This window comes from Synechococcus sp. R65.1 (assembly GCF_047461755.1).
GTDB lineage: Bacteria > Cyanobacteriota > Cyanobacteriia > Thermostichales > Thermostichaceae > Thermostichus.
In genome coordinates this window covers 1-25,464 of record NZ_JANSHU010000025.1, presented here as the reverse complement: position 1 = coordinate 25,464, position 25,464 = coordinate 1, and the positions used below count along the sequence as shown (strand labels likewise).

The following is a 25,464-nucleotide window of genomic DNA, read 5'->3' as shown; positions in this document are numbered from 1 at the left end:
GTGGATGCTTATCCGTCCTTTAGCCGGGCTGGTAGGTGGAGGCTACGTGCAGTTCTTTAAGCTGCCTGGGCTCAACACCGGAGGGGGCACCGGTGAGCAAGCACCTGGCCTGCTGGGTTTTGGGAAAGGCGATGACATCGCGAATGGAATCTTCCCCTGCCAGCAGCATCACCAGCCGGTCTAGTCCGTAGGCAATACCCCCGTGAGGTGGGGTGCCGTACTCAAAGGCTTCTAGCAAAAAGCCAAACTTCTCCCGCGCCTCCTCAGGACTAAGGCCAATGATTTGGAAAACCTGCTCCTGGATCTCCCGCTGGTAGATGCGCAGGGATCCCCCCCCCACTTCCACGCCGTTCCAGACCAAGTCGTAAGCCTGGGCCCGCGCCGTCTTCAAGTCGGCCAAGTCGTCAGGATGGGGAGCAGTAAAGGGGTGGTGCAGGGCTTCCAGGCGGTTTTCTTCGGCGTTGAATTCAAACATCGGGAAATCCGTAATCCAGAGGAGATTCAAGGCATTCTCCGGGATCAAACCCAGTTCATGGCCTAGGTGCAGCCGCAGCCGGCCCAGCGACTCGTTGACCACCGCCGCCGGCCCTGCCCCAAACAGCAGCAGATCCCCTGGCTTGGCGTTGGTCAGCTGCCGCAACTGCTGTTCCTGCTCAGGGCTGAGGCTCTCCTTGAGGGCACCAATGGTGTCGAGGCTATCGGGACGCACCCGAATGAAGGCCAAACCGCCTGCCCCGTACTGAGTGACGAGCTTAAACAGATCTCCGCCCGGTTTGATGCGGGTGTTGGAGATCTGTTCATCGCCGCCGGGCACTGGCAGAACTTTGACGACTCCTCCCTGCTGCAGGGCTTTGGCAAAGACTTGAAAGCGGGATCCCTGAAACACCGCCGAAACATCCACCAACTCCAGCCCAAAGCGGGTGTCGGGCTTGTCGGAACCGTAGCGGGCCATGGCCTCGGCGTAGGTTAGCCGTGGGAAGGGCCGGGGCAGGTCGATCCCTTTAACGGTTTTGAAGATATGGCAGATGAGCCGCTCGTTGAGCTCCAGGATTGCCTCCTGATCCATGAAGCTCATCTCCATGTCCAACTGAGTAAACTCCGGCTGGCGATCCGCCCGCAGATCCTCATCCCGAAAGCAGCGGGCAATTTGGTAGTAGCGATCCACACCAGCCACCATCAGCAACTGCTTAAAAAGCTGAGGCGACTGCGGCAGAGCAAACCACTCCCCAGGGTTGAGGCGGCTGGGCACTAGGTAGTCTCTGGCGCCTTCGGGAGTAGAGCGGGTGAGGATGGGGGTCTCTACCTCGATGAAGCCTTCCTCGTCTTCCAGAAAGCGGCGGATGGCCTTGATGACCTGGTGACGCAGTTGCAGGTTGCGCGACAGCCGCTCCCGGCGCAAGTCCAGGTAGCGATAGCGCAGGCGAATCTCCTCCCGCACCTCTTCCCCTTCTTCCCCGGAGACGCTGAAGGGAAGCTGCTTGGCCACCCGGCTAAGAATCTCCAGCTGCTCTGCATAAACCTCCACTTCGCCCGTGGCCAGGCGGGGGTTGAAGGAGTCGGCAGGCCGGGGCTGAACTGTTCCTGTTACCCGCACCACGTACTCATTGCGCACCTCCTTGGCTAGCTCGTAGGCAAGAGGAGTCTTCTGGGGATCGGCCACCAGTTGCACAATGCCGGAGCGATCCCGCAAATCGAGGAAGATCACGCCCCCGTGGTCGCGGCGGCGGTCAATCCAGCCGTAGAGGGTAACCGTCTGGCCGATATGGGCTGGGCGCACTTGGCCACAGTAGAGAGAGCGAGGCGGGCGACGGATGGCAGCAGGCATGGACGAGGTGAGAGAACGAGGGTCTGAGCCCCTATCATACAAAACTCAGCCCCCCTGTCTGGGAGCCCCTTCGGCTACCTGAACCCCCGCTTCGGCGGCAACCGTTTGGATGAGAGCGGGATTGGACACCCCCAGGGCACACTGTCTCGGCACCGAGCTGTTCCTCGGTACTGATTCCCATCCGCCAGCGGGCCTGCATCGCTACTTCCTCTTCGGCAACACCCAGAGGGCGAGCAACGCCAACGTGCTGACAGGGGTGGGCCTCACTCTCCTATTGCTAGTGCCTCGACTACACCCAGTGAGGTTGCTGGGATCCCTGTTTGGCGTCAGCGGTAGCCTGCTGGGGATGTACGCCAGCTACTCCCTCAACACGGCAACCTGACGACCTAGAAGCGGGAGGGACGAGCACCTCGGCTACTGCTGGCCTGACGCGGCAGTGCCTTGTTAACTCTTAAATCTCGGCCCATCCAAGTAGCTCCATCCAGTTCTTCGATAGCTTTTTGCTCGTCGGCTTCGTTTTCCAGCTCCACAAAGGCAAAACCTCGCTTGCGGCCTGTCTCGCGATCTACTGGAATCTTGATTTGCTTGACAGTGCCGTATTCAGAAAAAACCAGACGCAGGTCTTCTTCACTGGCCTTGAAGGACAAGTTGCCGACAAAAATGGTCATAACCCTGCGAACTCCGAACTTTACCCTCTAGCGCTCAGTTCGGAAGCTCGCCTGGTTAGACCCTTGGCTTGATCCGAAACTGATGCCAACCCCATCTTAGTCCTAGCAGCAGCATTTGCAAACTCCCCCCTCCAAAATTTTCTGCAGACATCCCCGAGCCAGGAAATTCAGGATTGCAACCTTTGGGAAGGCTTGCCCCGCCCCAAGGGTTGACGTTGGGGAACACCAGGAGGGCGGGGATAGAGAGCTGGTGTGGGAGCCACTTTCTCCAGCAGCAGACAGTGGCGCACGCTGTGGCTGTGGGGAGTGGTGAAGGCTTCGATGTGAACCAGTTTCCCTCCCAAAAGGGAGAGGGCCCGCTCCAGGACTTGGGCTTCGGCCTCGGTCCAATGGCCACGATAGAGGATGGCGCGTCCTCCCACCTTGAGTAGGGGCAGACAATACTCGGCACAAATCTCCGCTGCGGCCAGAGCCCTGGCCAGGGCCAGATCGTAGCTGCCACGTTCCTGCGGGTCTTGCCCCCAAACTTCCGCCCGCTGGGCCACTGCCCGCGCCTGGGCCAGGGAGAGCTGCTGCAAAACGCCTTGCACAAAGGCAATCTTGCGCTGGGTGCTATCTAGCAGGGTAAAGCTGGCCTGGGGTAGGGCAATTTGGGCCGGGATCCCTGGAAAGCCTGCTCCAGTGCCAACGTCGATGCCCCGCCAGGGCTGGGTTTGAATGACCTCCCACGGACCCAGCAAGCACAGGCCCCGCAGCGAGTCCCACAGGTGTTTTTCCCAGAAGTCGATGGGGTCAGTGATGCGGGTGAGGTTTTGGGTGCGGTTGCCGGCCATCACCAGGGGGTAGAGCTGCTGCAGTTGCCGTTGCTGGCGCTCCGTGGGTTGCCAACCCAGCTCTGCTAGCCACCTTGCCCACAGCGCCTTGAGCTCGGGGGGCTCCAGTGGAACCAGCGGGGTCTTTTCAGCTTTGGTCATCCTGGGAGGCTCAGCTTCAAGGCGGCAGGGATGGCTTTTTCGGCCCAACCCTTGAGCTCCTGGGTCAAGCCCTGCAAAGAGCGATCCGCCCCCAGCAGTTCCTGGTTTAGGCAAACCAACTCCTGCAAATCCAGCTCCTGGTAGGGGATCCCCTCCTCCAGCAAGAGGTTAATCGGCTGGGCCTGAGCCTGGAAAGGCTGACGGGAAGCCAACTCCAGCTCCACCTCCAAAAGCACCTGCTCCAGCCGCTCCACCCGCTCCTGCATCTGCGCCAGCAGGGCTGCTAGCTGCTGACAGCAGTGGTGAACCTGGCGGGCGTAGACTTTGAGGGGCAAGGCCAGCGGCAGCAGGGATTCAGACAGGAGCTGGACGAGGTGCTGGGCCTCCAGCTCTTCCAGTTGGAGGTCTTGCCAAATAGCCTGATAGGAGCGCAGCGCCTGGCGACAGGCCTCCAGGCGGCAGTAGCAGGGCTGTAGCACCGAAGCCCGTAGCTCCTGCAGGTAATCGGCCCACAGTTGTCCCACCTCTACCATCGAGCCGGGACGCAGAAAACTCCACCCCTGGGCCACCAGCCAACTGAGTACCAGGCCGGCCAACAGTTGGTTTTTTTGGCGTAGCAGGAAAGGGGAAAGCTGCTCTCCCCAAGTGGCCAGACCCAGCCAGATCAAGGCGGCTAAAGCCAAATGGGGCAAGCTGATCATTTCGGCCAAAAGCTGGGCGGAGCAGCGCTGGCGCAGCCTCCAGATCATCGCGGCGCCTAGGCTGTAGAGCCCTCCCCCCAGCAGCGGGATCACCGCTAGCCACGGGAGCGGTAACAGCTTACTCTCGCCCAGGGCCTCCCAACTGAGCAAGTACAAGGCCAAGAGAGCCAAAACCGCAACCCACCCTTGCTGGTGCTTGAAACGGCGGGCCAGCAGACGTCGGCGGCGACGTAGATAGGTTTGAAAGGATTCGGCAACGAGGGTGGACATAGGGATCCCTGGCGCTATGCCCACTGGCCTAGAGCGCTATCCTCATTCTGCCCGCTTTCAGGCCTGGCCGATGGCAAACTCTATCAGGGATCCAGGGGGCGGTTTTGCCCCAAAAGCTCCTCTGCGAGAAGTTTTCCAGGGTAGATGCCTGCAGGAAAGCTCTCTGTCCTTGCTACGATGTTATCCCCAGCTAATCTCTTGGCCCTGCTGTTCATCCGGCCCTGGGTAAGCGTTCCGGCTCCCCCTCAAGGTGCAGCGCCAGATGATCGTCATTCTCGACTTTGGCTCCCAGTACTCGGAGCTGATTGCCCGTCGCGTCCGTGAAGCCCGGGTCTATTCGGAAATTCTCTCCTACCGCACCACCGCCGAACAACTGCGGCAACTGCGGCCCCAAGGCATTATCCTCTCCGGCGGCCCCAGCTCCGTCTACGAGCCGGGTGCTCCCGCCTGCGACCCGGAGATCTGGAAGTTGGGGATCCCCATCTTAGGCGTGTGCTACGGCATGCAGCTCATGGTGCAACAGTTGGGGGGCCGGGTAGAGCCTGCCCGCAAAGGCGAGTATGGCCGGGCCGCCCTCCATGTTTTGGATCCCACTGACCTGCTCACCAACCTGCCAGAAAACAGCACTGTGTGGATGAGCCATGGGGATGTGGTCACTGAATTGCCGCCAGGCTTTCACGCCCTGGCCGCCACGGACAACACTCCCTTTGCTGCCATTGCCGATCCCGTCCGTCGTCTGTACGGAGTGCAATTTCACCCAGAGGTGGCCCACTCCGAGGGCGGCGCTTTCCTGATGCGCAATTTTGTCTATCACATCTGCCGCTGCGAGCCCACCTGGACCACGGAGGCTTTTCTGGAGGAGGCCATCCGAGAGGTTCGCGCCCAGGTGGGCAACAAGAAGGTGTTGCTGGCTCTCTCCGGCGGGGTGGATAGTTCCACCCTGGCTTTCTTGCTGCACAAGGCCATTGGCGACCAGCTCACCTGCGTGTTCATCGACCAAGGGTTTATGCGCAAGGGCGAGCCGCAGCGGCTGCTGCGCCTTTTCCAGGAGCAATTCCACATCCCCGTCCACTATGTAGATGCTCAAGAGCGCTTTCTCCAGCAGTTGAAGGGGGTTACCGACCCAGAAGAAAAACGCAAGCGCATTGGGGCAGAGTTCATTCGCGTGTTCGAGGAGGAGTCGCAGCGGCTGGGTCCTTTCGAGTACCTGGCCCAGGGCACTCTCTACCCGGATGTGATCGAGTCGGCCAACACCAACGTGGATCCGGTAACTGGGGAGCGGATTGCCGTCAAGATCAAAAGCCACCACAATGTCGGCGGCTTGCCGAAAAATCTGCGCTTTAAGCTGGTAGAACCCTTGCGCAAGCTCTTCAAGGATGAGGTGCGGCAGCTGGCTCGCTCCTTGGGCCTGCCGGAAGAAATCGTTCATCGTCACCCCTTTCCAGGGCCGGGGCTGGCCATCCGCATTGTAGGAGAGGTTACCCAAGAGCGGCTGGAGATCCTGCGCGAGGCCGACATGATTGTTCGCCAAGAGATTAACCGCTCTGGCTACTACTCCAAGCTCTGGCAAGCCTTTGCCGTGTTGCTGCCAGAAGTGCGCTCGGTGGGGGTAATGGGAGACAAGCGCACCTATGCTTGCCCGGTAGTGGTGCGGTTGGTTACCAGCGAGGACGGCATGACGGCAGACTGGGCCAGGGTGCCCTACGACCTCTTGGCCACCATCTCTAACCGCATCGTCAACGAGGTTCCGGGTGTCAACCGGGTGGTCTACGACATCACCTCTAAGCCTCCGGGCACCATCGAATGGGAGTAGACGGGATCCCTAGCGAGGGCCTGCTTTCGGGAGAGAGTGGGAAAGCTGAGCCTGGGCGGCTTGGACTTCCAGGCGGGCCAAGGTTGTAGCGGCATCGGCCAGTTGCAGGGCCAAATTGGCACGGCTAATTGGATCCTGGGCTTTCCAGAGATCCTGTCCCAAACAGAACACTCGATAGCGGAAAGCTTTGATGGAGTGGGATGGGATTGCTTTAACGGTCATGGTTACAGCCTTTTTTCCACAGCAATGCGAGTGTTCAGCAGTACCCGCTCGGGCTCAAGGTATGTAAATGTTACCAAAACAACTTCATCGACAGCCCTGATGACTACTGGGCAGGTGGCTTTTGGCGGTTCCACCCGCCCGTGCCGTACTCCCACAATGTATTCCCCAACGGGTAGGTCATCAAAGCCGGCGTCGGCGTAGATTAACTCGATGGTTTCTTCCCCAATCCGTTTCCCCTCCTGCTCCAAGAAGGCGACAAAAGGGATCCCCTCGATGGAAGTGAGGGCATTGTTGGCTTGGTTGCGGATCATCACAAAAATGTCGGCCATGGGCGGGATGCCCTCTCTCAAGGCTCCCCTCGCAAGGCTGCTGGAACAGGGCCCGACTAACTCCTAACCCTAGACCGGCGCAGGGACAAGACAGGCTTCCAACTTTTGCCGCAGCTTGGCCGTATCGAGGTGCTGGCCAATGAGCACCAACTGGTTTTTGGGCTGGCGAGGCCACTCATCGCTGCTGAGGGTGTAGCGTCGGCCGCTGAGGTGGAAGATATACCGCTCTGGGCTTTCTTCAAACCATAGGATCCCTTTGGCCCGAAAGACCGCCTCAGGCAACTCGTTGAGAAAGTTCTGGAAGGCGTCCAGAGAGAAGGGCCGATCGCTTTCAAAGGAGAGGGAGTTAAAACCCTCAACCTCGATGTGGCTGTGGTGCGAGTGGCCATGCTCATGGTCGTGTTCGTGGTCGTGCTCAGCCTCGTGGGCCTCCTCCTGGGGCAGGGAGCTGGGCTGAAATAGATCGGTATCTAGGATGAGCTCTAGGGGAACAACGCTGTTGACCGTGCGCAAGATGCGGGCATCTTCCTTGATCTCGCGGATGCGTTTTTCCAAGCGCTCAATTTCTGCCGCTTCGACAAGGTCAGTTTTGTTGAGGAGGATGACGTCCCCATAGGCAATTTGGCTGTAGGCTACGTCGCTGTGGAACAGATCGGGGGCAAAGTTGCTAGCATCCACCAGAGTGATAATCGAATCAAGCCGCGTCAGATCCCGCAATTCTGGTCCCAAGAAGGTGAGGGCAACCGGCAAGGGATCCGCCAGCCCAGTGGTTTCCACCACCAGATAGTCGATTTTGTCCGAGCGCTCCATCAGGCGCAGCACGCTGTCGACAATGTCATCGCGAATGGTGCAGCAGATGCAGCCGTTGTTCAGCTCCACCAGGTCTTCTTCACTGGAGATAATCAGCTCGCCGTCGATGCCGATTTCCCCAAACTCGTTGACCAGCACCGCCGTGCGCATTCCCTTTTGATTCCTGAGGATGTGGTTTACGAGAGTGGTTTTCCCACTCCCCAGAAAGCCGGTGATGATGGTAACGGGTAAGCCCCGCTTAGGCACTTCAAGGGTTGTGGTCATAGCGCGCTGCCAAAGTGGATGTCCTTACTTCCTTCTACCTTACCTGCGTCTGCAGGGGACTAGCTCCGGCGGCTAGGCCATGCAGTAAGCTAATGAAGGCGGTTAGGAAGCGGGCGCTATGGCTTTGCTGCCCTTTTGGCTGGAGCAGTTGGGGTTAGCCCTGCCGCTACCTCTTGTAACCTCTGCTCCCGAGAACAACCTGGGAGAGGGATCGCCACTGCACCTTTGGCTGGTTACCTTTTTAACGGTTTTTGTGGCGGAAATGGGTGACAAGACCCAGTTGGCAACCTTGCTTCTAAGCGCCCAGTCCCAGTCTCCCTGGGCCATCTTTTTTGGCTCGGCCAGTGCCTTGGTCACCGCCAGCTTGTTCAGTGTCCTGTTGGGCGGGTGGCTAGGTCAGGTGATCCCGGCAGCCTGGGTAGAGTGGGCGGCGGGAGTGGGCTTTTTAATGATCGGAGTCTATGTGCTGTGGCGGGAGTGGCAGAGTGCTCGCCTAGAGCAGGGCTAGCTTTCCAAGACAACTGCTCCCAAACGAGTAGGGTAAATAAAGGAACGTGGTGAACCGAGAAAACGGTAGTCCAGCCTCCTCTTTTTCTCTCCGGCAAATAGCCAATCGGGCTGCTTTGGTCAGCTTTGCCTCAATTCTGCTGGCCGAAATGGGCGACAAAACCCAATTGGCTACGCTGCTCCTCAGTGCCCGCTCGCAAGACCTGACAGTAATCTTCTGCGGGGCTGCTGCGGCCCTCATCAGCACTAGCTTTCTCGGGGTGTGGGCCGGAGCCTGGGTGGCGAAGATACTCCCCCCACGTTGGATGAGAACCCTGGCGGGCGTGGGATTTGTTCTCATTGGCCTAGGCTTGCTGGGAGAGTCCCTGGCTGCCGGCGGCTAGGAGGTAAGGCCTACGGCCCGCTTACGCGATTGGAACGGCCCTGTCCTCTAGGGCTGGATCCCTGGCGGGGAGCTCGCCCCTAAACCTGCTATTGTATTGCAGGGGTGGGCTGGAGCGGAGGAGTTATGAAATACCGACGGATTCTCCTGAAGCTAAGTGGCGAAGCCCTGATGGGGGATCGTTCCTACGGGATCGACCCCAAGGTTTTGAGTTTCATTGCCAACGAGGTAGCCACGGTGGTGCAAGCCGGGGTACAGGTGGCCATTGTGGTGGGAGGGGGCAACATCTGGCGTGGGCGCCAAGAGGCGGCTGCGCAGGGAATGGATCAGGCCTCTGCTGATTACGTGGGCATGTTGGCCACCGTCATCAACGCCTTGGCCTTGCAGGATGCTATTGAGCGGGCCGGGATCCCGACGCGCGTGCAGACGGCCATTGCCATGCAGGAGGTGGCAGAGCCTTACATTCGTCGCCGCGCCATTCGTCACCTGGAAAAAGGGCGGGTGGTGATCTTCGGGGCGGGTTCCGGCAACCCCTTCTTCACCACTGACACCACGGCAGCCCTGCGAGCAGCGGAGATCGACGCCGAAGTCATTTTCAAGGCCACCAAGGTGGACGGGGTTTACGATGCCGATCCCAAAACTCACCCCCAGGCCCGCCGCTACGATGTCCTCAGCTACCAGGATGTGCTGACCCGCGATCTGCGGGTGATGGATAGTACGGCCATTGCCCTCTGCAAGGAAAACCAACTCCCCATCGTCGTCTTTGACTTGACTACCCCTGGCAACATTTATCGGGCTGTGCAGGGGGAGCCCATCGGCACCTGGATTGGCCAAAGGAGTTCGGGGAGCAACGGGATCGACAAGCCTTCTCCCTAGGGCTCCGACTGGCTGGAGGTCAGGGGAGGATATGATGATTTTGCTGCCGACAACCAAGGCAGGCTGGGGCAGGGTTTCCGCCATGGAAAGGCGATGACGGCTCAGGGGCCCAGGGATCCCCTCTCGTCCAAGCGCGCTGCAAAGCAAAGCGCTGAGGCACCCCTGGCTGCTGTGCAGCGCCTCCGCAAGCGTGGGAGCCAGCGTTTATGGACTACGTCCCGCTTCGCTATTGGCAGAGCTTGATTTTTCTGCTGGTTCTATCAGGAGGATTGGGCTACTGGCGATGGCAGACCTGGCTTCAGCCAGTGGGGGGTTCAGAGCCAATCCAAGTAACGATTCAGCCGGGCAGCAGCAGCCGCCAGATTGGGAGACAACTCCAGCAAGCAGGGGTGATCCGCTCGGCGCTGGCCTGGGAGCTGTGGAGCCGCACCTTGGGGCGCAACTGGATGTTTCAGGCGGGCACCTACGCTCTGGATCCCAACCAAGACATGCTGGCAGTGGCCCAGCAACTGCGACAGGGCCGCATTCTGCAGCGGCGGCTCACCATCCCGGAGGGCTGGCGGATGCAACAGATCGCGGAGGCTTTGGCCGAGCGCAATTGGATCCCAGCCGAGGTCTTCATCGCCACGGCTCGTGTGATCCCTCCTCTCGATTGGCTGCCTCCCAACCTCAGCTCCCTAGAAGGCTACCTCTTCCCCGACACCTATTTCTTCCCTGCCGAGCAGCTGGAGGGATCCCTGCCGGATCGCCAGAAGGCTGAGCTAGTCATCAACGCTATGCTGCAGCGCTTTGCCGAGGTGGCCCTGCCCCTGTTTCGGCAGCATGCCACCCCTCTCTCGCTGCACGAGTGGGTCACCCTGGCCAGCATCGTGGAGCGGGAGGCTGCAGTGCCAGAAGAGCGAGCCCTGATTGCAGGCGTCTTTTTGAACCGCCTCAAAGCAGGAATGCCGCTGGCTGCCGACCCAACCGTAGAATACGCCCTCAACATCCAGCAAACCCCAGCCCGCCGTCTCACCCTTGCCGAGGTGCGCACCCCCTCCCCCTACAACACCTACCTCAACCCCGGCCTGCCTCCTGGCCCCATTGCCAACCCTGGCCTGGCCAGCCTGAGAGCTGTTTTGGAGCCTGAGGAGACCGACTACCTCTACTTTGTGGCCCGCTACGATGGCACCCACGTTTTCAGCAGAACCCTAGCAGAGCACGAGGCGGCCCAACGGCAAATTCTTAGCCAACTCCAGCAACCTCCTTCGCCAACAAGTCCCTAGCGATGGTTCGCAAGCCTTGGTTTAAGCTCCTGCAGCCGGATGTGATCGTGGATGGCACTGTCTTGCAGCTGCAGACAGAGGAGCTGCGGGCCTGGCAGGTAAGGGGCATCATCTTTGACGTAGACGACACGCTGGTGCCGAGCCGGCAGACGGAGGTGGATCCAGCAGTAGCGGCTTGGCTAGAGCAGTTGCGCCCCCACTTTCAGATTTGGCTAGTGAGCAACAACCTCAACCGCAACCGGATTCGGCAAATTGGTGAGCGTTTGAACCTACCTTTCATTCACGGGGCTGGCAAACCCTCGCGGCGCGCCCTGCGACAGGCTGTGGCGCACATGGGCTTGCCGGTCGAGGCAGTGGCCATAGTAGGCGATCGCCGGTGGACGGATATTCTGGCGGGCAACCGGCTGGGCTTGGTGACCGTCTTGGTCAACGGGGTCGGCCCAGGGAAACGGCAGCAAATTCTGCCAAGCTGACCCCTTGGCCCAAGTTTTTTGTAAAGTGACGAGGTAGCCGGATCCCCCCTTGCGGCCCAGTAGAAACCCCTCCCCCTCGTCAAATCCGCCCTGGAACAGGTAATGCCCATGCTGCAAAAAGCCCTGCGCTCAGTTTCCCAACGCTTAATACCCCATGGACGAAGTTGGTTGAGGAGCCTGCTGGCCGTGCCCTTGCTCGTTGCAGCCTCTCCTGCCTGGGGCCTGACCCCAGTGGCCCGTCCCGATCTCGCCAAGCTCAAACGGGCAGAAGTCATTGGGGTAGTTGACTCCAGCACCCTGGTTGTGCAAATTGAAGGGGACTTACAGGCGCGGCTGGTGCACCTGATTGGGGTCGATCCCTTGCCAGGGGGGATCAACCCTACTTGGACAGAGCTGCGGCGGCAAACCCCTCTGCCTATCTACGCTGCCGGCCAATACCTAAAAACGACTTTGCTGGGGCGCGAGGTGCTCTTAGAGCTGGATCCGGCCCTTGCTCCTGGGCCAATCCTGCCCGCCTACGTCTGGCAGGCCCACACCCTCATCAACCAGGAGGTGCTGTTTTTGGGGCATGGCCTGCTAGCAAGGCAAACGGATGGCCTCAAGTACGGACTTATCCTCAAGGAAGCTGCCAATGCTGCAAAGCAGCAGGGCCGAGGCTATTGGGCCCCCTATAGCCCCCGCTAGGGCTTCTGATTACTTTGCCTTATTGGTCGCATTATAGTGGTATCTCGAGGGGCTCTTGGCGCCGCCAGCCAGCTCCTTGAGGATCCACACCGGCAGTTGGAGTTCTCTATGGCCGATGGATTGCCGTTTACCCTAGATCAGCTCCTCATCGTCCAAGCCATTGCCCAGGAGGGAAGTTTTCGTCGGGCCGCTGACAGTCTATTCATCTCCCAGCCGGCGGTTAGCTTGCAAGTGCAGAACCTGGAGCGCCAGTTAGGGGTAGTGCTGTTTGACCGGAGCGGGCGTAAGGTGGAGCTGACGGATGCAGGGCAAGTGTTGCTTCAGTACAGCGAGCGCATCCTCAAGCTTTGCCGGGAGGCCGTTCAGGCCCTGGCCGAGGTGCGGGAGATGGGAAGGGGACAGTTGGTGTTGGGGGCTAGCCAAACGGTAGGCACCTATGTGATGCCTTTTTTAATTGCCCAGTACCACCGCTACTACCCCGGCATAGCTGTGCAGCTCTTGGTGCAATCCACTCGGCGAATTGCTCAAAAGCTGGTTGACGGTCGCTTAGACCTGGCCGTAGTTGGGGGAGAGATCCCGTTTGAGTTGCAGCGGCATCTGAAGGTAATTGCTGTGGCAGAGGATGAGTATGTCTTGGTTGGCGCCCCCGGCTGCACCCCTGCTGCTCCTGCTCTAGGCGATTTGGTGACGCTGCCTTTTATTACCCTGGATCCCCAATCCTCCACGCGGCAGACTATCGACCGAGCCCTGAGTCGCCACGGCATTAACCCTGCGCAGTTGCAGGTGCGGCTGGAGCTCAGTTCCATTGAGGCTATCAAAAATGCCATCCAGGCCGGCCTAGGGGTGGCTTTTCTGTCAATGGCGGCCGTGGGATCCGACTTGGAGCAGGGGCGGCTGCAAAAGCTAGAGGTGGAAGGGCTGCAGATACGGCGCACCCTTTGGCTAGCCTACAACCCCGAGCGCTACCAGTCGCAAGCAGCCACCCGCTTTCGCGAGGGTTTGCTGGGCTACCAGGACTGGCTAAAAACGCCTCCGCGCCACCTGCAGTTGCTGGCTTGAGCTGCAAAAGCAGGAGCTGTTGGAACGACTGCGGCTCTGAAAGTACTTGCCTCGCGAAGGGGACCAGAGGCCTTTGACCGCCTACCACCCCGCCAGAGGGATCCCCACCCCAGGCGTCACTTCCCCAGAGCAAACTAGTGAGGAGAGCCCACCCTGGTAGTTGCCGCCAAGCGAGACGACACCCTTCCCTCTTGGCATTGCCAAGACCTAGGCAGAGGCAATCCCTGGCGCGCAGCTTCAGATCTTGCCAGGGGCCTACCTGCAGAGCAAGTCCTACCTTTGGGCGAGAGCTTCTGAGTACCACCCCTCCCCCGAGACAGCTATAGGCAGGGCCCGGTTTGCCAAAGGGGAGATGTCTATAAACTTAAGGGGTAGGTGGATTCTGGCAAGGCAGGAGTTTGACGGCAGGGAGGGCAAATTGGTGAGAAGACCCATCTGGCTACGGGGCGTGAGCTATGCCATCTATGGCTTTCTCTACCTGCCGATTTTGCTCATTGCCGTCTATTCCTTCAACCGCGCCCGCTTTGGCCTGGTGTGGACCGGCTTTACCCTCGATTGGTACCTGGCTCTCTTTCGCAATGCCGCAGTTTGGCAGGCAACGCAAAATACCTTTGTCTTAGCAGGGGCCAGCACCCTGGCTAGCACGCTGCTGGGATCCCTATTAGGCTACGGCCTCTACCGCTACCATTTCCCCGCCAAAAAGATGGTGCAGGGTCTGCTGCTTTTGCCAGTAGCTCTCCCCGATATCGTGATGGCCGTTGGGCTGCTGCTGTTTTACCAGCTGGTGCGCGCCTATACCGGCTGGTTTGAGCTGGGCTTGGGAACGATGATCTTGGCCCACGTCACCTTCCAGATTGCCTTTGTGGCCCTTGTTGTGCGCAGCCGCCTCCAGCTTTTGGATCCTGCCTTGGAAGAAGCTGCCTACGACCTCTATGCCAACACCTGGCAGAAGCTGCGCCACGTCACGCTGCCGCTTGCCCTGCCAGGGATCCTGGCTGCTGCTCTGCTGGCTTTTACCCTTTCGATAGATGACTTTGTGATCTCTTTTTTCACCAGTGGCCCCGAGAGCCAGACCCTGCCCATTTTGATCTACAGCATGGCGCGGCGAGGAGTGACGCCGGAGATCAACGCCCTCTCCACCGTGATCATCTTGGCAACTTTGGTGGCAGTGATGGGACTTCCCCTGCTCCGCCGCTCGCGCCAGCAACAATACCGCTAGAGAGGGGCTACAGCGCGCGGCTAAGAGCGCTACCTAGCCCCTGGAAGGCGAGCCAAGAAATCAGAAAGTTGGTTACAAACACGCCCAGCAACGCTGTTACAACTGCATCCGTGGTGGAGCGCCCCACCCCCTTGGCCCCCCCACTCGTGGAAAGGCCCCAGCTGGAGCCAACAATGGCAATGAGAGCGCCAAACACCATCGCCTTCAAGCAACAGACGATTAAATCCCAAGCGGTGAGGAGAGTCTGCGCTGAGGTAAGAAAGACAGAAGAAGAAATGTTGTAAACCGAAGCGCAGATAATCATTCCCCCAACTAGCCCCGTCAGCAGGGAGAGGATGGTGAGCACCGGCAGCATGAGCCCCGCCGCCAGCACCCGTGGGATCACCAAGTAGTCCACCGGATCAGTGCGCAACAGGTAAAGGGCGTCGATCTGCTCAGTGACCTTCATCGTGCCTAGCTCTGCGGCAAAGGCGGATCCCACGCGTCCGGCTAGGATTACCGCTGTTACCACTGGCGTCAGCTCGCGGGCAAGCGCAATGGCCAAAACCCCCCCAACTAGAGAAGAGGCCCCAAAGTTGAGGAATTCTCGAGCTACCTGGATGGTGAAAACGCCGCTAATCACCACCGCCGTAATCAAAACAATCAGCAGCGAGTCCAACCCCACCGCTGCCAGTTGCTCCAGGGTGTTGCGGCGGTGGATACGGCCCTGCAGGAGGTGTAGGATCACCTGACCAGCCAGCAGAAAACTGCTGCCAAGCCGCTGGAACCAATTCATGGGCCCCGCGCTACGCCTCAGTCACAGAGCTGCAGCTGCCGCACAACCGGATCTGGCTCGCAGATGAGCTCAAAGTTAATCACTCGCCAGCGCTGGGGGGATCCGCCCGCACCTTCGGGGAGCTGAGAGCTGAAGCTGACCGGCAAACCGTAGAGGCGGGGGGGGCCAGGGCGACGCGAGGATCCCTGGTCTAGGTAGGGGGTGAGCAAGGGGCGATAGCGCTCGGCAACGATAATCTGGGTGGCCCGCATCCCCTGCAGGCGCAGGCGATCCAGCTCCTCGTGGATCTCAAAGCGGATCCCATCGGGGTGGGTGTGTTGGCGATACCAGCGGCCTTCCCAGAGACGCCAGCGGCGCCCCGACTGCAGGTGAACCAGCTCCTCCTGCTCGGGATCCGCCTCAAAGGCGCCGTGACGAGGGCAAAGATAGGTATCGGTCAGGGTGAGGGCTGCAATGGTCTGCCGACAGTGGGGGCAGGGAATGCTGGGGCCGAAAATGGGATAGGAAAAGGCAACGGTCATAGGAAACCCCTGCGTGCCTGGGCAAATCGGCGGCTGTCCACAATTATAGAGGTTGCCTTTTGCGGATCTGGCCTCAGGGATCCCTCTGGCAAAATCCGCCGGAATCCTTTAGAATTGGCGTAGGGAAAAGCCTGGGCGATCTCCCTTGAGGCTGCAGGTGGATCCCGCAAAGCCTCCGCGATAAGAAGGGGGAGTGGGTAACGCCCACTTTTTTGCTTTTTCAGAGGGAAGATGCCCCTGCTGCCAGCTCTGGCTCCATGGGCTGGGCTCTGGCTATTCCACCGAGTTGGCGATATTGGCTATGGTTCACCCCCTTATCCCCCAGCTGGAGAGCTTGGCCCGTCCTGTGGCTGCTCGGCTGGGGTACCAACTGGTTCAAATAGCCTTCCACACCAACCAGTATCCGCCGGTGCTGCGGGTAGATATCCGCCCCTTGGATCCAGAGCGGGAAACCAGCCATGCCGACTGCGAAGCCATGAGCCAAGCCCTGGAAGTAGAGCTGGATCGGGTGGATCTCATCCCTGGGCACTATGTTCTGGAGGTCTCTAGCCCCGGCATCAGCAACCTTCTCATCAGCGACCGTGACTTCACCGTCTTTAAAGGGTTTGCAGTGGAGGTGACGGTGGATCCCCCCTACAAGGGCAAAGCCGTCTGGTCAGGGCATCTGTTGGGTCGCGATGAGGAGAAAGTTATCCTCTCCCTCAAAGGGCGGCGCGTTCAGTTGCCCCGCGCCTCAGTGCAGCGGGTTGTCCTTTCCGAGGCCGAAGCCGAGTAGCTGTAGCCCCTGCTTTTCCCCTTTAGGATTCCAGTTGCCAGTTTCCTCAGGAGGATAGGCTATGGCAATGGTACCTCTGCCAGGTTTGGCAGAAATGGTGGAGATGATCTCGCGGGAGCGCAACTTGCCCCGCCATGTGGTTACTGAAGCCTTGCGAGAGGCGCTGCTCAAAGGCTACGAGCGCTACCGCAAAACCATCCAGCGAGACGTCGTTTTCCCAGAAGACCACTTCCGCAACTTTGAGGTGGAACTGGATGTGGAGGCAGGGGGCTTCCGCATTCTAGCCACCAAAACCATCGTTGAGCAGGTACGGGACCCGGATCACGAGATCTCGCTGTACGAGGTTCAGCAGGATTACCCCGAAGCCGAAGTTGGCTGGGAAGTCACCAACGACGTCACCCCCCAACAGGCGGAGTTTGGCCGCATGGCAGCTATCCAAACCAAGCAGGTGCTGGCCCAGAGGTTGCGCGACCAGCAGCGCCGCCTCATCCAGGAGGAGTTTCGCGACCTGGAAAAGACCGTGTTGCAGGCACGGGTGCTGCGCACGGAGGGGCAGACCGTGATCATGGCCGTATCCAGCGGTTTTGGTCGGCCCGAGGTGGAGGCTGCGCTGCCCAAGGAGGAGCAGCTGGCCAGCGACCGCTACGTCCCCAACGCGGTGATGAAGGTCTACCTCAAAAAAGTCCACGAGGGATCCCGGCGGGGGCCCCAGCTTTTGGTTTCCCGGGCTGATGCTGGCCTAGTGGTCAACCTATTTGCCAATGAGGTGCCGGAGATTGAAGAGGACATCGTGCGCATCGTGGCTGTGGCCCGAGAAGCCAACCCACCTTCCCGCAACGTGGGACCGCGCACCAAGATTGCCGTCGATACCCTAGAGCGGGATGTGGATCCAGTGGGGGCCTGCATTGGGGCAAAGGGATCCCGCATCCAGGCCGTAGTGGCGGAGCTGCGCAACGAGAAAATTGACGTTATTCGCTGGTCGCCGGATCCGGCCACCTACATTGCCAACGCCCTCAGCCCAGCTAAGGTGGTGGAGGTGCGGCTGGTGGATCCAGAGATCCAACAAGCCCATGTCCTGGTTACCAGTGACCAACTTAGTCTAGCCATTGGCAAAGAGGGACAAAATGTCCGTCTAGCTGCCCGCCTTACTGGCTGGAAAATCGACATCAAAGAAGTGGAGAGCTACCGAGCGGCGCTGGAGGAGGCGCAGGCCCAAGGACTGCCCTATCCCTTCATCACGCCAGCTGCCTTAGAACGCTTCCGGCGGCGGGAAAAGCAGGCTGCTCTGCAACTGGAAGAGGAGTACCCGGAGAAGCTCCGCCTGGAGGAGGAGCTGGAAGCAGACGAGAGGCTGGAGGAAGAGTGGGTTGAGGAAGAGGAGGACTTCGACTACGATGCCGAGTTTGACATTGCTCAGCCCAAGGCCTAGAGCGGTGGGTCTGGCCAGTCGATAAATTAGATAGAAGCGATAGAAGCCTCTCCTCACTTACCCTTGAACTCCTCCCCACCAATCATCCTGGGCATATCGGGCGCCTCCGGGATGCTTTATGCCGTGCGCGCCCTGCACGTTCTGCTTAGCCTGGATTACCGCGTCGAAGTCGTGGTCTCTAAAGCGGCCTACCAGGTGTGGCAGGGGGAGCAGGGAGTGCCCTTGCCGGCGGATCCCCAGCAGCAGGCCCAGTTTTGGCGACAGCAGGCTGAAAGCGAGGGCGGATCCCTAGTCTGTTACCGCTGGCAAGATCTAGGGGCGGCCATTGCCAGCGGCTCCTACCGCACCCAGGGGATGTTGGTGATCCCTTGCAGTATGGGCACGGTGGCCAAGCTGGCTGCCGGCTTGAGTTCGGATCTGCTAGAGCGGGCTGCCGATGTGCAGCTCAAGGAAGGCCGCCGCCTGGTCATCGTGCCCCGGGAAACTCCCTTTAGCCTCATTCACCTACGCAACCTGACCACCTTGGCAGAGGCAGGGGCGCGCATTGTCCCCGCCATTCCGGCCTGGTACCACCAACCCCGCACCATCCTAGATCTGGTGGATTTTGTGGTGGTGAAGGCCTTGGATCAATTTGGCATCGACAGCCACCTCATCCAGCGCTGGCAAGGGATGCGTCAGCGCCAGATCCTCAAGTTGTCCTCTGAGGAGTAAACCCCGTAGCCAAGGCGAGGGCCTCCCGGCCGCGTTTTTTGGCGGTTGGTTTTCTTTCCCTGGGCTGGCCCCGTGGAGACATAGATCCTGGTTTATGATTCAAGAGCAAGTCATTGCACCCTCTGATTAACATGAAGACGCTCACGCTGCACCAGTTACAAATCTTCGAGGTTGCCGCCCGTCACCTCAGCTTTACCCGCGCTGCTGAGGAGTTGTACTTGACCCAGCCTACGATTTCGATGCAGATCAAGCAGCTCAGCAAAGCCGTGGGGCTGCCCCTGTTTGAGCAGGTCGGCAAGCGGCTCTACCTTACAGAAGCCGGCCAGGCTCTTTACCAGACTTGCCAGAAAATCTTTGAGCAGTTGAATCAATTGGAGATGACCCTCGCTGACCTGAAGGGACTAAAACAGGGGCGGCTGAGCATTGGGGTCGTCACCACTGCCAAGTACTTTATTCCCCGCCTGCTGGGGGCGTTTTGTCAGCAGTATCCCGGTATCGACGTGTCCCTGAAGGTGCTAAACCGGCAGCAAGTTCTGGAGCGGCTGAGTAACAACATGGACGACCTCTACGTGATGGGGATGCCGCCAGAGGATCTGGATGTGGTAGCCCAGCCTTTCCTGGAAAATCCCTTGGTGGTGATGGCCCCCATTCACCATCCTTTGGTAGGCCAAAAGCAGATCCCCTTGGCCCGCATTGCCCAAGAGCCCTTCTTGGCCCGCGAGCCCGGTTCTGGCACCCGCATGGCGGTGGAGCGGCTCTTTGACAAGCACAACTTAAAGCTCAACATTCGCATGGAGATAGGCAGCAGCGAAGCCATTCGCCAGGGCATTATCGGCGGGTTAGGCATTTCGGTTTTGTCCCAGCATGTGTTGGCTCTAGGGGGGTGGCAACAGCATTTAGCCATTTTGGATGTGGAGGAGTTTCCCATCCAGGGGTTTTGGTATCTGGTCTATTTGCGCTCCAAGCGCCTTTCGCTTGTGGCTAAGGCTTTTGCTGATTTCCTGCTATCTCAGGTTTCTCAGATGGAGCTGGATTTTCTTGCAAAAGAGCAGCACAGATCCCCTCTAAATTCCAATCCAGATCAGCTTTCTGGCAGAGAGGATGAAAAGCATTTACCAGCTCTTGCCGCAGCCCCTGGAAGCCCTGGAAATCACGGGTAAAAAAGACCCGTAAAAACGCCAAGTAGGCCCGTGCCCAGTTGTCTTCAGGATTCAACTTGACAATTTGTTCAAAATGCCGCTGGGCTGCTTGCGGCCGCAGCAGGGCCACCTCCAGCAACGCCAGCTCGTAGTGGCTTTGGATCTGCCGTTCCCGCCAGCTCTGGGCGGCTGCCCATTGCTCTTCTCCCTCCAGCAGTTGCCGGATCAAAACCCGATCCGGATCGGTGAGGAAAGTTGGATATTGCAACGTCGTCCAGGCGTTGAGGTAGAGGGAGAGCGCCTCCAGATCCCCAATCGCAGCCGCCCTAGCTGCCTGTTGTAGGAGAAAGAGGGGATCTCCAGGGGAGATAAGGGATCCCCCTTTCCCGCTGCGGGATCCCTCCCAGGGCTGACTGAACGACCGACGCCTTCCCTGGGGAGGTTGCCACTCCAGGTGGAGGATTCCTTCTTTGGTTGCCAGCTCTGGCCAGGCCAAGATCTCCTCCACCTGCCAACTGCCGGCGGCGTAGGGCAACAGGCGGTTCTGTCCCACCACCCAGGCCCGCTTGGCCAAGACCTGCCCCTGGGGATCTTCCAGTCGCGCCCAGACGAGGGTTTGCGCCAAGTCCTGGGCTGGCCCCTGCCAGCGCAAGTGCCAGGCTGGGATCCCTTCCTCTGGCAAGACCTGGAGCTCTAGCAGCTCCACCGCCTCTGCCGCAGCGGGCAACTCTTGCAGCACAACCCTGGGCTTGCTGGGGAAGTAGGTGGACAGCCGGCCCACCGCCGGCAGATCAAAATGCTCTTGCTGCCAGTCAGGACTTTTGTCTAGGAGTTGCCGAATTTGCTCCTTAGCTGGACCGTAGGGGCCGACAATTCCTTGCTCCCCTGGCGCATCCACAAACCCATCCAGAAGCGCCAGCTCCACCTCTGGCCAGGGGGTTTGGCCGGCGCCGCGGAAGGTGATGGGCCAGCGCTGTAGGGCCGCCAAGTAGCTGAGAGTTTCCGACGAGATCAGCTCGGTGTTGGGAAGAACGCCTAGGGTGGCGGTCAAACCTGGCTGCACCCGGGATCCAATCCACCGCGTCAGCTCCTGTTGAGGGTGCTGCCCCTGCCAGCGCATCTGGATCCCTTTCCAGAGCGGAGCCACGCCGGGAGCGAGGGGCTGCCCCAGGTTCAAGAGGGCCAGAGCTCCCAGGGCTAGGCTCATGCCCACTCCCCGGCGCAGCGCCCTTTCCCCCCAGCGCTCGCCCAAGTAGCGCCAAAGCTTGGCCAGCCCTCCTGCCGAGAGGATGGCCAGCAGGGGCAACAGCGGCAAAGTAAAGCGCACATCCTTAATGGCTACCAGGGTGTAGAGAAGGTAGCCCCCTCCGTAGAGACCCCAGAGGAGAGCCTCCCGCCGGCTTGGGGATCCCCACAAGCTCAGCAGTGGCAAGGGGCATAGCCAAGGGCCCATCTGCAGGGGCAACCAGCGCAAGTAGGCCGTCCACCAGCACAGGGATCCCGCCGCACAGGTGACGTAGTAGTGGGCGGTGTCGGCATAGGCCCACCCATTGCTGAGCACAAACAGCCAGTTAGCTCCATACCAGGGCCAGCACAAGAGCAGCGTCACCCCCATTCCCAGGGCCAGGTGGGCCAGCCGCAGCGGCCAAGGGATCCTCACCCCCAGCGGAACAGCCAGCAGCGGCGGCAGCAAAAACAGCACCCCCGTCCACTTGGTCAGCAGCACCGCCGCCAGCCCCGCCCCCACCCCCACCGCCCCCCGCCAGGACGGCTCCTCCGCGTAGGCCCACAGCGCCCAAAAAGCCAGCGTCACCGCCACCAGCAGCGGCAGCTCCAGCATGTAGACATGAGCCAAAGCCGTGATCCCCGGATAGAGAAGCACCAACACTGCCGCCAGCCAGCCCACTTCCCAAGAGCGATAGGCCCGCCACCCCAGCCGCTGGGTGGCCAGGGTCAGGATCCCCAGCAACACCAAATTGAGCAACTGCCCATCGGCCCGGCCAAACGGATGCAGCGCTGCCAACGGGATCCCCAACCAATAGGCCAGAGGCGGGTAGCGCTGGTTCAAGTGCAAAAACTGCTGCCACCACAGCCCTTCCCAGCGAAACCGGCTCAGGTGATCCCCAAACGCCTGCGCCTGCAACAGGTGCTGCGCCTCATCCCAGGCCGGCGGCAGGGGATCGCTCCAGTTCCAAACCAGCAGCAGCAACAGCGCCGCCATCCCCAGTCCGGCCCAGGCCTTGAGCAAAGGGATCCCCCCCGGTCCTCTTGCCCCCGCCAGCCAACTGGATGCCCTCTCCATTCCCTTAGCCCTGATTCCCGACGCTACACTCAACTTGGGCTGCCCTTAGACAATACCCACCTCCCCATGACTGTTCCACCCTCTAGTCCCACAGGCGTCTGGATCCTCCCCGATCAGCTCCACCCGCAGCAAGCTGCCCTTGCCTCTCTCTCGGATCTACCCCCCCACCGCGTTCCCGTTCTTTTCATCGAATCCCACGCCTGGGCCAGCTCCCGCAACCATCACCAGCAAAAGCTGGTCCTGGTCTGGTCGGCCATGCGCCACTTTGCCCAGGAATTGCAGCAGCGCGGCCACCCCGTCACCTATGTGGAAGCCGAGGGCTATGCCGAGCCTCTACAAGCCTGGGCCAGGCAAAACCAGTTGCAGCAAATCCGCCTCATGCAGCCCGCCGACATCCCTGTCCGCGAGGAGGTGGAAAAGCTGAGATCCGTCCTCCCCTGCCCGCTCCTAGTCCTAGAAAACAACCACTTCCTATGGACAGCTCGCCAATTTATCGACTGGGCCCTAGGCCGCAAGCGCCTCCTCCTAGAGGACTTCTACCGTCAAGGGCGCAAACGCTTCCGCATTCTGATGGACGGCTCCCAGCCCCTCGGTGGGCGCTGGAATTACGACCGGGAAAACCGCCAGCCTCCCCAGCCTGGCCGGCGCTACCCTCCCCCTTTGACGTTTCCCCCCGATGCCATCACTCAGGCGGTGATGGAGAAAGTGCGGCAACGTTACGGCCACCACTTCGGATCCCTGGAAGGCTTTGGCTGGGCTGTTACTCGCACCCAAGCCTTGCAGGTGCTTGAGGACTTCATTCAGCACCGCCTGCCTTACTTCGGTCCTTGGCAGGACGCCATGCAAGCCGGGGAAGACTTCCTCTACCACTCCCTCCTTTCGCCCTACCTCAACCTAGGACTTCTCACCCCCCACGAAGTCATCGCTGCTGCCGAGCAGGCCCACCATCGCGGCGGGATCCCCCTCCCTTCGGCCGAAGGCTTCATCCGCCAGATCCTGGGCTGGCGAGAATACCTGCGCGGCTTCTACGAATACCAAATGCCCAACGGCTATGCCCAGAAGAACTTCTTCGGCCACCACCGCCCCCTGCCCCAGTTCTTCTGGACGGGCGAAACCGACATGGCCTGTCTGCGGCACACCCTCGGCCAGATTCGTCGCCACGGCTACGCCCATCACATCCAGCGGCTGATGGTACTCAGCAATTTCTCGCTCATTGCCGGCATCCAGCCCCAAGCTGTAGAAGCCTGGTTTCACGATGTCTTCATCGACAGCTACGACTGGGTGATGCAGCCCAACGTCATCGGCATGGGCCTTTTTGCCGACGGCGGCATGCTTTCCACCAAGCCCTACGCCGCTTCTGCCCAGTACATTTGCAAAATGAGTGACTACTGCCGCCGCTGCCGCTACAATCCCAGCGAGAAGGTTGGCGAACGGGCCTGTCCCTTCAATACCTTCTACTGGGATTTCCTGTTGCGCCATCGTTCTCTCTTGCTTCCTCTGGGAAGGATGAAATGGGTACTAGCCCACCTGGATCGCCTGCAGCCAGGGATCAAAGCCCAAATCCAAGCGCAAGCCGCTGCTTGGTGGGAGTCCACGTCCAATGCCTAGGGGCAACTCCCTGGGCCTGCTGTTTGGTATTCACTAGAATTGGAGACCCTTTTTCGCGTGCTACTTGGTTCTAAGGAGCCCACGTCATGAAATGTCCCCGCTGCGGCAAGCAAGAAATCCGTGTTTTGGAGTCCCGTTCGGCAGAAGGTGGCCAAAGCGTGCGGCGGCGGCGGGAATGCATGTCCTGTGGCTATCGCTTCACCACCTATGAGCGCATCGAATTCATGCCCATCATGGTCATTAAACGGGATGGATCCCGGGAGAGTTTTAACCGCAACAAGATCTTACAGGGGGTGATGCGCGCCTGTGAGAAAACTCCCGTGACCCTTAAGCAAATGGAAGAGCTGGTCAACGAGATCGAAGAGAAGCTCCAATTAGAAGATGTGCAGGAAGTAACCACCCTCCGCATTGGCGAGATGGTTTTGGAGCGCCTGCGGCACTTGAGTGAGGTGGCCTACCTGCGCTTTGCCTCTGTGTATCGTCGGTTTCGAGACATCAAAGACTTTGCTCACGAGTTGGAACAGTTAGAGCAGTTGGAACGACCGTCGCGCCAGGATTTAGAGCGCCTCCTCCAGGACTCCCTTGCTTCAGAAGGGAGCACAAAGTAGAGAAAATGCTCTCCAGGGGCTCCCATTTGCAACGCTTGGCGCTATGCTTGGGGTAGCAATCGCTGCTTGCCCTAGGCCTAGCGCTAGGCAGGCGGGGGTAGGCGGCGTTTAGCACTACCCTTAGAAGATCCAGATTTCACAGTGTAGGTCTTATGCAACACAACTTTCGGGCTTCCAGCCTCTCTGTAGCTCCTAGCAGCAACAACAGCTTTCCCTCTCCCGAGGCCCTGGAAACTGAGCCTAGGCCTGGGACAGTGCCGCTCCGGGTACATCAACAAATGGCCGAAGAGCTGGAGTCTGCCCGTCAACAGGTAAGCCGCCTCTCCTTGGAAAATCAGCGCTTGCGCACCCTGCATCAGCAGTTGTCTGGAGAAATTGCCGCCCTCGAGCAAGAAATTCAGGGACACGTGGGCCAGATCCTAAAGCGCCTGCAGCAACTTAACCTGCGGCTTGCTGACTCAAGTCAACAAGCTGCTGCTTCCGAAAGAGAAGCTACTACAGCGTCCTGGCGAAGGGATAACCCAACCTCCTCGCCCTACGACTTTCTCAATCGCCTTAAGCAGCGCCAAGCCCGCAGTGAAGCTTCACCCTTCTCCAGCAATGGCTACTCTCCTACCTTAAGCTTAACTGGGCCCCCTTCTGAGTCGCTTCACCAAGCCCACTTCTCCGCTGTTCCCACCTGCCCTCCTCATGAAACCCCTGCCGCGCCCCCTTCGCCCCAGGCTAAGTACCAATTTCCTTCTCTAGAGGAGCTAATGCAGAACAGGGGGAATCCAGCTCTCTATCCCAGCGAAGCCTACCAGCGTCCCCGGGATCACCACCATGGCTCCCAAGGATCCCCCCTACTTTGGATAGCAGCAGCTATCGTCTTAGTGGCTGGCTCTTTTGGACTAGGATTCGTAGCAGTGCAACCCTTCTTGCATAGCAGTTCCCCCTCTCCTCAAGCACCGTCGGCAGGCCCCTAGTAACAAGCAGGAATAGCAGCCCCTTTTTGGTGAGAGGGGGCGTGGTGGAGTCTGGCACCGAGCTATTTTTCCGGGGGGTCACCCCTCCAGTAGGTTCGCCGCTGATGCGTTTCACGTCCGAGTTCGGGATGGAGTCGGCGTGGTTCCACATCGCCATGAGCACCAGACCCCCACACCCTGAAAGCTGCACAGCAAGAGACGGCAGGAGAACTGGGTCAAGCAGACGGTCTGTTAGGACTCCTCGGCTGCATGCATTACTGCACTTCCACCTAGAGCCTATCCACCGGGTC

General features: G+C 59.8%; 26 protein-coding genes and 1 rRNA gene. 17 read left to right on the top strand and 10 right to left on the bottom strand.

The genetic code is table 11. The features are described 5' to 3' along the window. Positions 1-19: 19 nt before the first annotated feature. Positions 20-1,825: an aspartate--tRNA ligase gene (aspS, locus tag NW814_RS09860; protein WP_414406168.1), complete on the bottom strand. Its 1,806-nt coding sequence runs from the start codon at positions 1,823-1,825 to the stop codon at positions 20-22. A 109-nt stretch (positions 1,826-1,934) separates the two neighbouring features. Here aspS and NW814_RS09855 point away from each other — a divergent pair, with 109 nt between their 5' ends. Beyond that, positions 1,935-2,207, top strand: coding sequence for a hypothetical protein (locus tag NW814_RS09855; protein ID WP_414406159.1), 273 nt, complete (start codon positions 1,935-1,937; stop codon positions 2,205-2,207). 4 nt (positions 2,208-2,211) lie between these two features. Here NW814_RS09855 and NW814_RS09850 read toward each other — a convergent pair whose 3' ends face one another. The 3 genes from NW814_RS09850 to NW814_RS09840 all read right to left on the bottom strand — a co-directional run bounded on the left by NW814_RS09850 (position 2,212) and on the right by NW814_RS09840 (position 4,438). Continuing rightward, positions 2,212-2,493 carry an RNA recognition motif domain-containing protein gene (locus tag NW814_RS09850; protein ID WP_414396558.1) on the bottom strand — a complete coding sequence of 94 codons (282 nt, stop codon included), beginning with the start codon at positions 2,491-2,493 and terminating at the stop codon, positions 2,212-2,214. A 167-nt stretch (positions 2,494-2,660) separates the two neighbouring features. Beyond that, positions 2,661-3,467: a 16S rRNA (guanine(527)-N(7))-methyltransferase RsmG gene (rsmG, locus tag NW814_RS09845; protein ID WP_414406158.1), complete on the bottom strand. Its 807-nt coding sequence runs from the start codon at positions 3,465-3,467 to the stop codon at positions 2,661-2,663. Beyond that, positions 3,464-4,438, bottom strand: coding sequence for a hypothetical protein (locus tag NW814_RS09840; RefSeq protein WP_414406157.1), 975 nt, complete (start codon positions 4,436-4,438; stop codon positions 3,464-3,466). Before NW814_RS09840 ends, rsmG begins: the two co-directional genes overlap by 4 nt. Before the next feature lie 262 nt (positions 4,439-4,700). Between NW814_RS09840 and guaA the strand changes: the two genes are divergently transcribed. Next, entirely contained in the window at positions 4,701-6,251 is a 1,551-nt protein-coding gene (gene guaA / locus NW814_RS09835; RefSeq protein WP_414406156.1) for a glutamine-hydrolyzing GMP synthase, read from the top strand. Positions 6,252-6,260: 9 nt separating this feature from the next. Here guaA and NW814_RS09830 read toward each other — a convergent pair whose 3' ends face one another. The 3 genes from NW814_RS09830 to NW814_RS09820 form a co-directional block, all read right to left on the bottom strand. Continuing rightward, entirely contained in the window at positions 6,261-6,473 is a 213-nt protein-coding gene (locus NW814_RS09830) for a hypothetical protein (protein ID WP_414396568.1), read from the bottom strand. A 2-nt stretch (positions 6,474-6,475) separates the two neighbouring features. Then, positions 6,476-6,802, bottom strand: a complete 327-nt coding sequence (locus NW814_RS09825; protein ID WP_414396571.1) for a hypothetical protein — start codon at positions 6,800-6,802, stop codon at positions 6,476-6,478. Between the two features lie 69 nt (positions 6,803-6,871). After that, the gene (locus NW814_RS09820) at positions 6,872-7,876 is read right to left on the bottom strand and encodes a CobW family GTP-binding protein (RefSeq protein WP_414406155.1); all 1,005 of its coding nucleotides are present in this window, start codon (positions 7,874-7,876) and stop codon (positions 6,872-6,874) included. 118 nt (positions 7,877-7,994) lie between these two features. On the opposite strand from NW814_RS09820, the gene NW814_RS09815 reads away from it, so the two are divergent. The 8 genes from NW814_RS09815 (at position 7,995) to NW814_RS09780 (ending at position 14,341) form a co-directional block, all read left to right on the top strand. Next, positions 7,995-8,384, top strand: a complete 390-nt coding sequence (locus NW814_RS09815) for a TMEM165/GDT1 family protein (protein WP_414406154.1) — start codon at positions 7,995-7,997, stop codon at positions 8,382-8,384. Between the two features lie 46 nt (positions 8,385-8,430). Continuing rightward, positions 8,431-8,766: a TMEM165/GDT1 family protein gene (locus tag NW814_RS09810; protein ID WP_414406153.1), complete on the top strand. Its 336-nt coding sequence runs from the start codon at positions 8,431-8,433 to the stop codon at positions 8,764-8,766. 125 nt (positions 8,767-8,891) lie between these two features. Then, the gene (pyrH, locus tag NW814_RS09805; RefSeq protein WP_414396578.1) at positions 8,892-9,641 is read left to right on the top strand and encodes a UMP kinase; all 750 of its coding nucleotides are present in this window, start codon (positions 8,892-8,894) and stop codon (positions 9,639-9,641) included. A gap of 206 nt (positions 9,642-9,847) precedes the next feature. Then, entirely contained in the window at positions 9,848-10,906 is a 1,059-nt protein-coding gene (gene mltG, locus NW814_RS09800) for an endolytic transglycosylase MltG (RefSeq protein WP_414406152.1), read from the top strand. A 2-nt stretch (positions 10,907-10,908) separates the two neighbouring features. Then, complete coding sequence (locus NW814_RS09795) at positions 10,909-11,379, top strand: YqeG family HAD IIIA-type phosphatase (protein ID WP_414396583.1); 471 nt, start codon at positions 10,909-10,911, stop codon at positions 11,377-11,379. Positions 11,380-11,565: 186 nt separating this feature from the next. Next, entirely contained in the window at positions 11,566-12,063 is a 498-nt protein-coding gene (locus tag NW814_RS09790; RefSeq protein WP_414406151.1) for a thermonuclease family protein, read from the top strand. A 108-nt stretch (positions 12,064-12,171) separates the two neighbouring features. Then, the gene (locus NW814_RS09785; RefSeq protein ID WP_414396588.1) at positions 12,172-13,122 is read left to right on the top strand and encodes a LysR substrate-binding domain-containing protein; all 951 of its coding nucleotides are present in this window, start codon (positions 12,172-12,174) and stop codon (positions 13,120-13,122) included. Positions 13,123-13,543: 421 nt separating this feature from the next. Then, positions 13,544-14,341, top strand: coding sequence for an ABC transporter permease (locus NW814_RS09780; protein ID WP_414406150.1), 798 nt, complete (start codon positions 13,544-13,546; stop codon positions 14,339-14,341). Between the two features lie 7 nt (positions 14,342-14,348). Here NW814_RS09780 and NW814_RS09775 read toward each other — a convergent pair whose 3' ends face one another. Together NW814_RS09775 and NW814_RS09770 are read right to left on the bottom strand one after the other, a co-directional pair. Then, positions 14,349-15,116, bottom strand: a complete 768-nt coding sequence (locus NW814_RS09775; protein WP_414396594.1) for an MlaE family lipid ABC transporter permease subunit — start codon at positions 15,114-15,116, stop codon at positions 14,349-14,351. Between the two features lie 17 nt (positions 15,117-15,133). Continuing rightward, a complete protein-coding gene (locus tag NW814_RS09770; protein WP_414406149.1) occupies positions 15,134-15,637 on the bottom strand; it encodes a TIGR02652 family protein in 504 nt (167 codons plus the stop codon). Positions 15,638-15,938: 301 nt separating this feature from the next. Here NW814_RS09770 and rimP point away from each other — a divergent pair, with 301 nt between their 5' ends. From rimP to NW814_RS09735, 7 genes are all read left to right on the top strand, one after another. After that, the gene (gene rimP, locus NW814_RS09765; RefSeq protein WP_414396598.1) at positions 15,939-16,412 is read left to right on the top strand and encodes a ribosome maturation factor RimP; all 474 of its coding nucleotides are present in this window, start codon (positions 15,939-15,941) and stop codon (positions 16,410-16,412) included. 61 nt (positions 16,413-16,473) lie between these two features. Next, positions 16,474-17,841: a transcription termination factor NusA gene (gene nusA / locus NW814_RS09760; RefSeq protein WP_414396601.1), complete on the top strand. Its 1,368-nt coding sequence runs from the start codon at positions 16,474-16,476 to the stop codon at positions 17,839-17,841. A 63-nt stretch (positions 17,842-17,904) separates the two neighbouring features. Next, complete coding sequence (locus tag NW814_RS09755) at positions 17,905-18,552, top strand: flavin prenyltransferase UbiX (protein ID WP_414396604.1); 648 nt, start codon at positions 17,905-17,907, stop codon at positions 18,550-18,552. A 131-nt stretch (positions 18,553-18,683) separates the two neighbouring features. After that, positions 18,684-19,712, top strand: a complete 1,029-nt coding sequence (locus tag NW814_RS09750) for a LysR substrate-binding domain-containing protein (RefSeq protein WP_414406148.1) — start codon at positions 18,684-18,686, stop codon at positions 19,710-19,712. 2,347 nt (positions 19,713-22,059) lie between these two features. Next, positions 22,060-23,601 (top strand): cryptochrome/photolyase family protein, encoded by a 1,542-nt coding sequence (locus NW814_RS09745; RefSeq protein ID WP_414406147.1) that lies wholly within the window; start codon positions 22,060-22,062, stop codon positions 23,599-23,601. Positions 23,602-23,687: 86 nt separating this feature from the next. Beyond that, positions 23,688-24,209 (top strand): transcriptional regulator NrdR, encoded by a 522-nt coding sequence (gene nrdR, locus NW814_RS09740; protein WP_414396609.1) that lies wholly within the window; start codon positions 23,688-23,690, stop codon positions 24,207-24,209. A 278-nt stretch (positions 24,210-24,487) separates the two neighbouring features. Then, on the top strand, positions 24,488-25,174 hold the full coding sequence (locus NW814_RS09735) for a hypothetical protein (protein ID WP_414406146.1): 687 nt from the start codon (positions 24,488-24,490) through the stop codon (positions 25,172-25,174). A 49-nt stretch (positions 25,175-25,223) separates the two neighbouring features. Here NW814_RS09735 and rrf read toward each other — a convergent pair. After that, a 5S ribosomal RNA gene (gene rrf / locus NW814_RS09730) occupies positions 25,224-25,341 on the bottom strand. Positions 25,342-25,464: the final 123 nt, after the last annotated feature.